Origin of the sequence: Fulvivirga sp. (assembly GCF_040218215.1) — a bacterium.
GTDB lineage: Bacteria > Bacteroidota > Bacteroidia > Cytophagales > Cyclobacteriaceae > Fulvivirga.
This window is the reverse complement of record NZ_JAVJQL010000014.1, coordinates 412,752-424,685: the sequence shown is the minus strand read 5'-3', so window position 1 is coordinate 424,685 and position 11,934 is coordinate 412,752. Positions and strand designations below refer to the sequence as shown.

The 11,934-nt window shown below is 37.9% G+C and carries 17 protein-coding genes; 2 read left to right on the top strand and 15 right to left on the bottom strand.

Annotated elements, in window-relative coordinates:
* Positions 1-57: 57 nt before the first annotated feature.
* From RIB54_RS10650 to RIB54_RS10580, 15 genes are all read right to left on the bottom strand, one after another.
* Positions 58-627 (bottom strand): hypothetical protein, encoded by a 570-nt coding sequence (locus RIB54_RS10650; RefSeq protein WP_350100893.1) that lies wholly within the window; start codon positions 625-627, stop codon positions 58-60.
* A 67-nt stretch (positions 628-694) separates the two neighbouring features.
* On the bottom strand, positions 695-1,306 hold the full coding sequence (locus RIB54_RS10645) for a hypothetical protein (RefSeq protein WP_350100892.1): 612 nt from the start codon (positions 1,304-1,306) through the stop codon (positions 695-697).
* Positions 1,307-1,308: 2 nt separating this feature from the next.
* On the bottom strand, positions 1,309-1,806 hold the full coding sequence (locus RIB54_RS10640; RefSeq protein ID WP_350100891.1) for an RNA polymerase sigma factor: 498 nt from the start codon (positions 1,804-1,806) through the stop codon (positions 1,309-1,311).
* A 76-nt stretch (positions 1,807-1,882) separates the two neighbouring features.
* Entirely contained in the window at positions 1,883-2,398 is a 516-nt protein-coding gene (locus RIB54_RS10635; RefSeq protein ID WP_350100890.1) for a M23 family metallopeptidase, read from the bottom strand.
* A gap of 193 nt (positions 2,399-2,591) precedes the next feature.
* The gene (locus RIB54_RS10630; protein WP_350065438.1) at positions 2,592-2,855 is read right to left on the bottom strand and encodes a YtxH domain-containing protein; all 264 of its coding nucleotides are present in this window, start codon (positions 2,853-2,855) and stop codon (positions 2,592-2,594) included.
* A 53-nt stretch (positions 2,856-2,908) separates the two neighbouring features.
* Positions 2,909-3,424, bottom strand: a complete 516-nt coding sequence (locus RIB54_RS10625) for a Dps family protein (RefSeq protein ID WP_350100888.1) — start codon at positions 3,422-3,424, stop codon at positions 2,909-2,911.
* A gap of 300 nt (positions 3,425-3,724) precedes the next feature.
* A complete protein-coding gene (locus RIB54_RS10620) occupies positions 3,725-4,543 on the bottom strand; it encodes a hypothetical protein (RefSeq protein WP_350100887.1) in 819 nt (272 codons plus the stop codon).
* A 13-nt stretch (positions 4,544-4,556) separates the two neighbouring features.
* Positions 4,557-5,099, bottom strand: a complete 543-nt coding sequence (locus tag RIB54_RS10615) for a dihydrofolate reductase family protein (protein WP_350100886.1) — start codon at positions 5,097-5,099, stop codon at positions 4,557-4,559.
* A gap of 15 nt (positions 5,100-5,114) precedes the next feature.
* Entirely contained in the window at positions 5,115-5,528 is a 414-nt protein-coding gene (locus tag RIB54_RS10610; RefSeq protein WP_350100885.1) for a hypothetical protein, read from the bottom strand.
* 15 nt (positions 5,529-5,543) lie between these two features.
* Complete coding sequence (locus RIB54_RS10605) at positions 5,544-6,635, bottom strand: alkane 1-monooxygenase (protein ID WP_350100883.1); 1,092 nt, start codon at positions 6,633-6,635, stop codon at positions 5,544-5,546.
* Positions 6,636-6,800: 165 nt separating this feature from the next.
* Complete coding sequence (paaD, locus tag RIB54_RS10600; protein WP_350100882.1) at positions 6,801-7,280, bottom strand: 1,2-phenylacetyl-CoA epoxidase subunit PaaD; 480 nt, start codon at positions 7,278-7,280, stop codon at positions 6,801-6,803.
* A 39-nt stretch (positions 7,281-7,319) separates the two neighbouring features.
* On the bottom strand, positions 7,320-8,075 hold the full coding sequence (gene paaC / locus RIB54_RS10595; RefSeq protein WP_350100881.1) for a 1,2-phenylacetyl-CoA epoxidase subunit PaaC: 756 nt from the start codon (positions 8,073-8,075) through the stop codon (positions 7,320-7,322).
* A 15-nt stretch (positions 8,076-8,090) separates the two neighbouring features.
* Positions 8,091-8,696 (bottom strand): phenylacetic acid degradation b, encoded by a 606-nt coding sequence (locus RIB54_RS10590; RefSeq protein ID WP_350100880.1) that lies wholly within the window; start codon positions 8,694-8,696, stop codon positions 8,091-8,093.
* Between the two features lie 81 nt (positions 8,697-8,777).
* Positions 8,778-9,764 carry a 1,2-phenylacetyl-CoA epoxidase subunit PaaA gene (gene paaA, locus RIB54_RS10585; protein WP_350100879.1) on the bottom strand — a complete coding sequence of 329 codons (987 nt, stop codon included), beginning with the start codon at positions 9,762-9,764 and terminating at the stop codon, positions 8,778-8,780.
* Positions 9,765-9,800: 36 nt separating this feature from the next.
* Positions 9,801-10,388, bottom strand: coding sequence for a TetR/AcrR family transcriptional regulator (locus tag RIB54_RS10580; protein ID WP_350070368.1), 588 nt, complete (start codon positions 10,386-10,388; stop codon positions 9,801-9,803).
* A 58-nt stretch (positions 10,389-10,446) separates the two neighbouring features.
* Here RIB54_RS10580 and RIB54_RS10575 point away from each other — a divergent pair, with 58 nt between their 5' ends.
* Together RIB54_RS10575 and RIB54_RS10570 are read left to right on the top strand one after the other, a co-directional pair.
* Positions 10,447-10,953, top strand: a complete 507-nt coding sequence (locus RIB54_RS10575) for a hypothetical protein (protein ID WP_350100877.1) — start codon at positions 10,447-10,449, stop codon at positions 10,951-10,953.
* A 313-nt stretch (positions 10,954-11,266) separates the two neighbouring features.
* A complete protein-coding gene (locus tag RIB54_RS10570; protein WP_350100876.1) occupies positions 11,267-11,932 on the top strand; it encodes a TIGR04283 family arsenosugar biosynthesis glycosyltransferase in 666 nt (221 codons plus the stop codon).
* The last annotated feature ends 2 nt before the right edge of the window (positions 11,933-11,934 follow it).

The following is an 11,934-nucleotide window of genomic DNA, read 5'->3' as shown; positions in this document are numbered from 1 at the left end:
CAAATAGGATTCCGGCCTTGAGCCTGCCTTTGTCGGCAGACAGGCCGCAATTTTCTTTCACTTTCCCCGTTTGCAAAATATCTTCCATATAGGATGGCTAAAGGTTTCTTTCTTATCCACCCATTCTCCAAGCCAATCAAAGCCCTTATTACTAATGTTAAAGAATGTGATGCGGTAATAACCCGGTGTGCCATTAGGGGCATTTTGGTCTTTGTATAAAATTATTTTGTCATCAGTTCTATTACCTTCCCATACTGGCAGTTTAGAAGGTGCTCCTGATGTAGCATAATAATGAACATACCATTTGGCACTGTCGGCATTATACTGCCTGATACTTCCCGAGTGAGCACCGTCCTCTTTGTTCGTAATATCTTGCACCGCCATTCCATCCATGATGTACCTAAACTCCCACGTCATGGCCACTGTGTCCGCCCATGTGTTTTGATCTATACGTGCGAGAGATTTACAGTTACATTTACCAATCATTTCTTTGTAATCAGTTATCTCTTTTGGCGCTTCAGGATTTGGTAAACCAAAAGGGTTTTCTGAGCTTGGCGCATATTTATAATGCTGAGCAAAACCGCTGAAACCTAGTAGTACTAAAAGCATTGTTGTTATCTTTTTCATAATGCTAACTAGCTGAAAATGAATCGATATGACAACGAGCTTGCAGTAAACGAGCCGAAACTTGCAGTTAATTAAACTCTGATTTCAACTGAGTGAGATTGTCAATCGGTATTTTGAAGTTTTTGGTATTTTCTTTCTTAATAGCTGCATAGCATGAAGCAAGTGTTATTGCTAAAGTTATACCTGCACCGTGAAGGTGCTCAGAGACTCCACCCGGAACAAAAAGCTGAAAAGTAATGATCACACCTATGATAGAACTTAGCGGAATCAGTATCAACTCATAGTTTCGTTTAAACCTGAAAAATGATTTTAGTAAGGTAAGATGATTGCTGATGTAACTTTCCATTGAAGTATCGTTGTTTTCTTTCAAACGAAGCGCGGCCATTTTTTTGAATTTGACCATGATTACAACGGTGAATGGAATGTAAAGAACAAGGCCTAAGATGCTTAGTGACAGTATCTGACTGTCATACCAGTACTTAATAATGGTATTACTGAGCAAGGCATAAACAATTAGTTGAAGTACAAATGAGGCCCAGAAATACTGCATGGCTTTATTTTTATTATTCTTCACTCGGTTTTTTACGATATGTACCAATCCATCAACTTCTATTGCTTTGGGCAAATTCTTATTTTCCATTTGGTGCATTTGCTGTTTAAAATCATCAAAGGTTTTCATATTTAAATATTTAAAATTTTTGAAATCTTTTCTTCCAGTTCTTTTTTAATCCGAACGATACGCACACTCACATTGCCTTTGGTTATACCTGTAATAGTGGCAATTTCTTCATAGCTCAATTCATCAATATAAAGCAAGGTGATAGCCTTATTTAATGGGGATAATGTGCCGATTGCCTTGTACATAGCGTCAAGGTTTTCCTCTATTACATTATCTGTAGCTTCAGCTATTTGATGTGATGTTTCTAGTCTCTGGTTTTGATTCCGGTTTACCTTGCCCTGATAGGTAAGGGCAGTATTAAGACAGACACGATACATCCAGGTAGAGAATTTGGAACGTCCACTAAACTTTGGGTACGACCTCCATAATTGGTACATCATCTCCTGAAAGGCATCATCCCGGTCATTAGGGTTGTCAAAATAGACCCTGCAGATTTTATGGGCTATCCTCAGGTTTTGATTAATGAGTTCTAAAAAAGCTTCGTCAATACGTTGAGCCATTATGCAATATAATATCAGTTCATTGCATTAGTAGGTGAAGAGGTAGGATAACTACAAGAGTTTAGACTTTTTATTTTTAAGATAGGAGACTCTTATTTATCAAAGTTATTGGATTCAGATAAAACATTTTCTTCCATCCTTGAGGTGCGGTATCTATTTGCCATAAGTAGGGGAGTAAAGTTACAATAGCATAATGCAGATGCGGTTGCTTGCCAACTGCATTTCCAGTATCTCCTACAGTTCCTATTTTTTCGTTTCTATTAATAAACCCTAGGCTGGCCTTAATATTATCAAGATGGGCATAATAATGGATTCTCCACTTTGGCCCTAAAATAACTATAACCTTTCCGCCAATCTCAATTTCGCCAGCAAATAAGACAATACCTGAGGTTGAAGCTAATACATCAGTACCTTTTTTTGCAAAGATGTCAACACCTTTATGTGTACCGGACTTGCCCCAGGGGTAATGCCAAAATGAGTTTTGGTTGAAATCTGCTTTTGAAGCGTCTTTTACCGGAACCGAGAAGTTTTGTGGAATCAGTAGGCCAATGATTAGGAAACTGATAAGTCCCAATATAATTTTCCGCTTCATCTAATTTAATGTTTCATAATTATACATCTGGGCGCTGCCTACCAGTAAAGGTATGGGAAGTGGTCCATAGTTTTGAAAATACATGCGGAGTTTTACGTTAGTTGAAAATAAAAAATCCTCATGACTTTTTTAGCCATGAGGATTTCGCTTTGCGCTATCAGATTTCAAAAATCTGAATTTTGGTATCTAAAGGTTAATTAAGAGATACCGCTTCTTTTGTTCTGGAGATTAACTCTTTACCTGATTGGGAATATTTCTTTAGAGCCTTGTTATAATCTTTCTTAAGCTCTTTTATTTGCTTGTCTGTACTCTTCTTTACAGCATTTACTTGTGAGTCAACTTCTGAAGATATCATCTTTCTTGTTTTCTTCCCACTTCTAGGTGCCGTTAATACTCCTATTACCGCTCCCGCGGCTATTCCCAATGATGTTGCCGCTATTAATTTTAAAGTTTTCATAACATTATCTTTTTAGGTGATAGCCCCGAGAGTTTCAGGACAGTTTTTATTTATTATTTTTCGGTTAAAAATGAACTCATCATCCAATGATTTTTCTCTGTGTATTTGATAAATTCTTTGATCATATCTTCAGTACCGCTGTCTCCATGTTCAATGGCCATGTCCAACACATTGAACATCTGTTCCAAAAGAATTTCATAGTCATTGATTATTTCCGTAACCATTTTATCAGCAGGAAAATCATTACCTACCTCTTTTAGATGCGAATTTTCAATGAACTCCAGCATGGTACTAAAAGGATGAAGACCAAAAATCCTTATCCTTTCGGCAATGTCATCAACAGCCACTTTGGCAACATTATATTGCTCTTCAAATTTTTCGTGAATATCAAAGAAATCGGAGCCTGTTACATTCCAATGAAAGTTTCTCAACTTTTGATAATGGACACTATAATCAGCTAACAGTTGATTAAGACTATTGACGATTTCAACTGCCTCCAACTTGGAGAAACCTAGTTTTACAAATGATCTCTTTTTCGAAATTCTATTTTTAGTTAAAGTGCTTTCCATTGTTTTAAGTTTTTTTAATTTGATTATATAGGAACAAAGAATGTTCCGAAAGGAAATGCATCTTTATAGGTCAATTATGGAGTGGACCTGTCAATATTTTGTGGAAATGATGCGTAAAGTGTGGAGCTTTATCTACACCATGATTTGTAGGTGTAAATAAATTCCAGCTTTGGTTTGTGCTTAATATAAACTGGAAATAGGCGCCATGGTAATCTCAACATCTTCTTTATTGGTAGCGCAGGCAACATTTAAATAACCATCATGAACTATACTTTTAACCGGATTCGAAGTTCAATGGCTTTAATTCTCTTTTAAATAAATCTTTCTTGATACAAAGTCAAAATAGACTAAATATTCGCTCAAAAAATCGAGTCCTAGAACTGAGTGAATACATGAAAATTTTATTTCAATATCGTTCAGATGCAAATTTCCAAGCTTGAAATTTAATGCTTCTGAGGTGTATTCTATGCACTTGTGTCGGCCATTTAGGTCGTGAAAGGAGATCATTTTTTTGCTTGATACAGGAATTTGATAAGTTTCAACAAATGAAGAAAGTAATAAGATTCCACCTGCTGCTCCTGTATCAACCATTGCAAATAATTTAGCAGTTGTGATAACTGGTTCTACCCATATTCTACCAAATGAATCGATTGTGAAGTCTATTTCTTTCCAGCTGCTATCAATTTCAACATTTGGATCAATCACTAATTGAGATAGTTTAAAATCAATAATCCAATTATGTAGGCTTATCAGGTTAGAACCAAGTACACCATTTTTATTACTAAAAAAGGTCTTAACCTTCTTACTCTCATTGAACTTCTCTTTTAAAATTGGAACATTATAAAATTGTGTTTTACCCAATGAAATTGAATCAACAGCACCCTTTGACCTTATTTTTAAGCGGTTGGCATCCTGAGTCTTAATTATTGTAGAAGAGCCGGTGTCGAAGAGCATCTGACATTCATTGAAACCATTTATGGTTGTATTAACTATCATAAGACCCGATTCAATTCGAAACGGAATAGTATCAGGTTTTGCAAATTGAGCAATGGCTCCATTTTGTAAAAACAGAAGAAGGATTATGATTTTTCTTAATGTAAATATCCCAGAGCTTTTCAACGGTTCTTCTTTATTATTTTCTAACCCTTCTGTAGTGGTTTTGAGCGATTTTATCTAAAAAGACAATAGATTTTGTGCATTCAAATTCCAGCTGTTCGGTAAGATCAGAAAATAGCGGTGTACCTCCACCAATTAATATAGGAATGGTGGTAATGATCATTTCATCAATTAAATCTTCCTTCAAAAAGCTTTGAATGGTTTTGCCACCATCAATATAGAGCCTGTGGTATCCTTGCTCATGAATTTGTTTAAGCACTTCTGTTAGAGAACCAGAAATAGGGAAGACTTTGTCTTTGTATTCTGTAGGAACCTCTTTCATGGTGTTGCTCAGCACAAAGACTGGTTTTTTATAAGGCCATTCGGTGCCAAAACCTTTTACAATTTCAAAAGTGACCCGACCCATAACCAGTGCATCAATGTTAGCGGTAAATGCTTCATAACCTGTATCAATCTTGTTGATCTCAGGAATGGTATCAAGGAATGCAAGGCTGTCATTTTTACCGGCTATGTAACCATCAAGGCTGGTGGCGATAAATACACTGTTTTTTGGGTTCATTAGTTTATTTCCGAATTATGGTTCCAGCTTTAATAATGAGATCTTTGGGTTTTGAGTGTCATATTTAATTATTACTGATATTTTCAACTCGCTTTTGACTACTTGTTTTAAATAATATTCATTCTTCCCTGTATTTTTAATTTTTTCTTTGCCTGAAAAAGCTTGATCATTAACAATGTATTTATAGCTCACGTCATATGATTCTATGACTAACTTATTTCCTTCATGCCCTTGTTTCATCATTGTATTTGGCTCGACTGAAGTTAAATAACCTTTTGTTTCTCCATTAAGTCTGCTTAGCTCATAATTTCGAGTTATTTGTGGCAGTTTGAAAAAGATAGCAGCCCCCAAAAACATAAGCAGAATGAATAATATTCCAGTAATGTTTTTCCAATTGATAACATGGAACCATCTTACTCTATTAGCCATGTCGATCTCATAAGATTAACCCAAAACCACTTCATTCTCCCCATGCCATTGCTCCAGCCGGCTGTTCATCATGCTGAACCAAAGTGGAGGCACTAGTGCAATCAGTATCATGGTTGAATAACCTGCGGGCAATTGCGGACTTTCATCATAATGATCCAATACCTGGTATCTTTTGATGGCATTTGCATGATGATCGGAATGCCGTTGCAGCTGAAAAAGGAAAAAGTTACTGACTACGTGGCTTGAATTCCACGAATGTATTGGTGTAACACGCTCAAATCTGCCAGGACTTATCTCTTTACGCTGAATGCCATAGTGTTCTACATAATTCACCAATTCCAGCAGTGTAAATGCCAAAATACTCTGAGTGAAAAAGAAGATGGCTACCGACCAAAGTATGGTGCCAGCTATCATGCTAAAAATTGCAGTAAGCGCTGCACCAAATAGTATGGGAAGCAGGGTAAACCAAATCATGTCATTGCCTAAACTAAATGCGGATTTACCTTTTCTTCTTAATCTCTCATTTTCCAGATGCCATGAGTGCTTATAGCCCATAAATACAGACCGTACCCAAAAAGCATAAAAATTTTCATTTTTCCTGGAGGTAGCCGGGTCGGCCTGAGTGGCCACTTGTACATGGTGTCCACGATTATGCTCAATATAAAAGTGCATGTAACAAACAGTCATTAACAACAGCTTACTGTAAAACCGCTCTAGCTCGTCCTTTTTATGACCTAGCTCATGGGCCACCGTTATGCCGATACCGCCAGTCACAACAGCAAAGCCGAGGGTAAACCCAATTAATTCAGACCAACTTGTAAAGGTGCCAGAGGCAATAGCGTAACAACCCCAGATTACAAAGCCGAATTGAAATATCGCCCATATGTAGGTGATGAAGCGATAATAGAGTTCATTAGAAATTAGAGGTGCTTTATCTTTAGGTACATTGGTGGTGTCAATGCCAAACAATTGATCTATGATGGGCAGAATGATAAAGGCATGAGCCACCGCCATGTAATTCCACCATCCACCTAAATAATATCCAGTGATAACCAGTGCAGGGAAAATAAACGCACTAAAGAATCCTAATTTCTTAAATACACTCATAGATATAAAAATAGCATATTTCACAATCTTATTCCACCGTTTGCAATGCCTTATTTTCGTATTTTAAGGATGTGTTATGAAGGTTGGAGGTAGCTGTGAGGAAGGACATTAAGAAGTTGTGAGCTATGAGCCACAAGCTGCAAGAAGGCTTGTAGCTCTCAGCTTCTACAGCGGTTTAAACTGTTCGAAAGTCTCCTTGCAGTTGTTACAAAAGTGGATAGAGCGGCAGGCAGTCGGACCGAAAGGCGTTTTCATTACGCTATTATTCCTGCCGCAATTGGGACATTCAATATTGTCCAGAATATCAATATCAACTATGAGGTTGTGTTTTGGAGGTGGAGCTAGTCCGAAATCTTTTAATGCTTTACGGCCTTTATCTGTTATTTTATTAGAATTCCATGGTTCATCAAAATTCACCTGCACATCTACATTATCAATACCATAACTATTGAGTACTTCAATAACATCCTGCTTCATATAATCTATAGCAGGACACCCTACAAAAGTTGGGGTCATGGTCACCGCCACACGGTGCTCGTTGATATCAATGTTGGTGATTACGCCAAGGTCTACCAGTGACAATACAGGTATTTCGGGATCTTTTACTTCCTCCAGCCATTCTAATATTTGAGCTTCGCTATACATATCGCATTAACACATTAGGGTCTGTGGAGGTTCATATTTTTACCAGTCGGCTGTTGGGTCTATTCTAAATACTTCTGCCATCTCATCTAGCAATGGTTGCAGATGTTCAGTATGCTGTCCTGCTCGGCCACCCATTTTAGGCTCTAAAGTAGTTATATCAGGCAGCTGAAGTTGAGTTTGGTTAATCACCTCAGTAATTTTCGCCAACCATTTTTCTTTTAGTGCTTCTTCACCGTCAAAAATACCTTCAGACTTTAACTCAGCCTCATAAGGTGATGGTTCAAAAATTCCTAAAGCATAAGGCATAGCCTCATTTAAAGAGTTTTGTAATCTGCTGATACTTTCCTCAGTAGCGGATCCAAGTTGTTTGATCCATGTATTGGCGTGCATGGTGTGGTACCTGAGTTCGCCCTGTATCTTCTTTGACAGCTTGGCCAGCGGCACATAAGATGAGTTGGAAAGCATTTCAAACCTGATGGCATAAGCAAAATCAAAAAGGAAATGCCTGATCAAACTGAAGTCATATTCGCCATTGGGCAATTCAGCTAATTGGCAATTATGAAACTGATCTGAATTGCGCATGAATGCAACAGTGTCAGGTTCTGCTTCACCAAGTTCATGAAGCAATTGATACATAGCCTGACTTTGACCTACTTTATCCTGCGCCATTGAAGAAAAGGCAATATCCTCTTCCAACAATGGGCCAAAACCAGTCCATTCAGAATTTCTATGACCAAGAATTAGCTGATCATCAGCAATTTTATATAACAGTTCTTTTATAGCTATTTCACTCATCGGATGCTGTTCAATTTAAGCTTGTCTTTCTTTAAATTCCTTTATTTTATCTGCTGCCCTGTAGTCAGACGCATCTCTAAATTTCTTCTCAGGAAGTGTATTCCACATGATCATATCTTCCTCATTGGTAAACAGAATGTCACTAGTCTTTACCACCCAAACATTGAAAATTGGATCTCCATCAATAAAATTGGGTTTTGCTAGTGCCAAAGCCTGCTGATGGTTCTTTGCTGGCACAGAGCCTATGTGATCATGCTGTTTACCGCGCTTTTCTAAATGGAAAATTTCATATTGTTCCTCTTCACCATCTTCAGGGTAGGTGTCAGAGATGTGGTTGTAGATATTGTCTTTATCTTCAGTAAAAGCCGTGACAAAGACATTTCTTGTTTCTACCACAAATATGCCTGCGCACATTAGCCTGCGGCTAAACTGCTCTTTAGCAAAAAGAAAGGCCATATCTCTGTTAGGAGCATGAACAATACCTTCATGACGATACCCTTTACCTTCTTTGATCTGCACAAAAACCTCAAAAGTGCCAAACTGATCGAGCGGAACTTTCGGTGTTAATTCACCTGTAGGAATGTTTAATCTGTTAACCCTGGGGTCGAGTGATTTATTCATGGAGTACTAATAAAAAATGACATCCCAAAGATGCCATTTTTGTTGTTGTTCTGCAATCGTTTGAACTTAGTTCTATCAACGTTATGCCAATGGCGCAACGTATTGAGTCTTAGGTGCCAATAACGCTTGTCTTACCCATCTGCCTCTTTCTTCAGCTGTTCTTCTTACAGCTAGTCTTTCTGCATTACAAGGCCCGTCACCGTTGATTACCCTTTTAAATTCTTCCCAATCTGGTTCAGTGTATTCCCACTTACCAGTTTCTTCATTTTTACCCAATTTAGGATCAGGAATAGTGAAACCTAGTTCCCAAATTTTAGGAACATACATATCAAGGAATTGATTTCTTTGTTCATCATTAGATGACATTTTTACTTTCCAACGCATCAATATTTCACTGTGAACTGAGGCCTTATCTGAAGGGCCAAAGAAGTGCATCATTGGTGGCCACCATCTGTTAATGGCTGCCTGCATCATTTCTCTTTGCTTTTCAGTACCTGTTGCTAAATGTATCACGCAGTGATGTCCATACTTAAGATGGAACGACTCTTCTGCACAAATTCTCTCCAAAGCTCTGCAGTAAGGGCCATAGCTTCCTCTGGCATTTGCTAATTGGTTTACAATAGCACCTGCATCCACAAGCCATGAAATAAAGCATGAGTCTGCCCATGTGAAAGCCGGGTAGTTGAATATGTTGGAGTACTTGGATTTTCCACTCACCAAATCATCAAGCATTTGCTCTCTTGGTTTTCCCAGAGTTTCTGCAGCGCCATATAGTAATTGTGCATGGCCAACTTCATCCTGAACCTTAGCCATTAAAGCCAATTTCCTTTTGAAACCTGGTGCTCTCGTTATCCACGTGCCTTCCGGTAATGCTCCTATTATTTCTGAGTGAGCGTGTTGCTCAATCATTCTTATCAATTGCTTGCGATACAGCTGAGGCATCCAGTCGTGTGGCTCAATTTTTTCACCACGCTCAATTCTTGCTTCAAACTCAGCCAATTTTACAGGATCTTCATTTTCTAGTCCAGTGGCTTTTATCGATTCAAAAGTGTTACCTCCTCCGTACATAGTTTATCAGTTTTATTGTGATAACAGTAATTGTTATTATTTGGTTTTAATTCCGCCAATTAGCATGTCTGCCAATTGATTACCTGTATCCTTAGGGTTCATTAATCCGGAAGGATCATACCAGTTGGGCATCCAGTTTAATGAAGAAAAGAGGGTCATTACGGCAAGCTTGGTGTCAATTTTACTAAACTCCCCTGACTTAATTCCGCCCTCAATGATTTTCTTAAACCTATTGATATAGTTAATTCTTAATAATAAAAAATTTCGTAAAAAAGGCTGACTAAGGTACCTGTGCTCATTCATGAATACAGCAGATGCTGTCAGGTCTTTAGCCATTACCTCAATATGCCCGAGTATACCCTGACGAAGCTTTTCGCTGAAGGAGATATCCGAGCTTTCCACTTTGTCTAGAGATGCCCTGAACTGGGCAGCCATCTCAAAGCATAAGCTTTGAAGAATTTCTTCCTTTGATTTAATGTGAGAGTACAGACTTGCCGCTTCAATGCCCAATGCCTGCGCAAGGTCTCTCATGGATGTAGCAGAATACCCATTTTTTTGAAAAAGGGCAGCTGCCTTACGTATGACTTGCTCTTTTCTACTGAGATTTTCCACTTCTACCATCATACAAAAATAACCAATAATGTTTCCTAAAGAAGTATTTTGTTAGTTTTGAACGCTGTATATGAAAGTAGATTTTAAAAATTTCGAAGAATACCAAAGTAAATTGGGTTTGGTGTTTCATGGAACCCTGGCAGTGCCACTTTTGCCTTTTGCCCTTTTGTTTCTGGAGATTAAAAACCGAGGGTATCAGGGCATGATAGAACCGGGCATGACTGCCAATGTGATAAACTATTCAGTAGCACTAATCAGTGGTTTATTGGTGGCTCAGGGCTTCAACCTTTTGAAGAGGAAGATTAATCAGGTAGAAGAGCTAGACACTTTGAAAGCAAAGCTTCAGCTATATTACAATGCTGCCGTGCCTCTTTATATTTCAGTAAGTGTAGCCTGTTTGTTTCTTGCTGCCGCGCTTTGGGTAACTACAGGAGGTGTAATTGTCGTGGCGTTTGTTATAGTTCTATTTGTCATGTCGTTAAACAGGCCTACCCCGGCTCGATACGTCAAGATTTTAAAACTGAATAAGGAAGAAAAAGACATAATTATAAATCATAAAGATCAGGAGTTGACCTGATGTTAATGAATAAATAATGGCACTGCCATTAGGCTATTACTAACAATAATGATAATAGCGACAATAATGCCTGCGATAATTGTGAGGGTGGACTTATTAAAAAACTTCATCGTTCTACCAATAGTCAATAGCAATGCCAAAATAGAATTTGTTCGATTAAGGCCTTTTTAGGTTGATTTTAATATTCTGATTGATCAAATATGTACATCGTGCTGTACGACTTTGAACACTCTACATGTTAGACACTTTTTATGAAGGATTGGTTGTATGGCCACTGATATTTATTTTCTTTTAAGAAGACTATATTCGTAAAATGACAATTTCTGCTATTATACCAGTGCTGAATGAAGAGAGGAGTCTTGGTACACTGCTGGACCAATTGAGTGAGATTGATCTTGTCGCAGAAATCATAGTAGTCGATGGAGGAAGCACTGATAGTACAATAGAAATTGCAACTGGTAAGGATAAGGTAATTGTGGTTGAAACTGTGAGAGGCAGGGCAATGCAGATGAATTCTGGAGCTGAAATGGCCACTTCTGAATATCTCTTATTTCTCCATGCCGATTCAAAATTATCAGACGACCTAATTCATGAATTGCCTTCAATGTTAATGGTAGGCAAGCCTGGTGCATTTACATTGTCTTTTGATCAACATCATTGGCTATATAGACTCTATTCAAATTTTAGTAAATTAAATTGGAGCGTATTTACTTATGGAGATCAGGGATTACTCATGCCTAAATCACTTTTTGTAAAGCTCGATGGGTTTAAAAACATTCCAATAATGGAGGATCTTGACCTGGTAAGGAGAATTAAACTGGAAGCTGACTTTTGTAAGTATCCTGCCAAGATAATCACCTCATCCAGGCGGTTTCAGAAAAATGGGATAGTAAGACAGCAATTACTCAATATTATTATGGTGATGGTCTATTATTTAGGTGTTAGCCCACAATTTTTAAGTCGCTTTTATCGGTATTGATC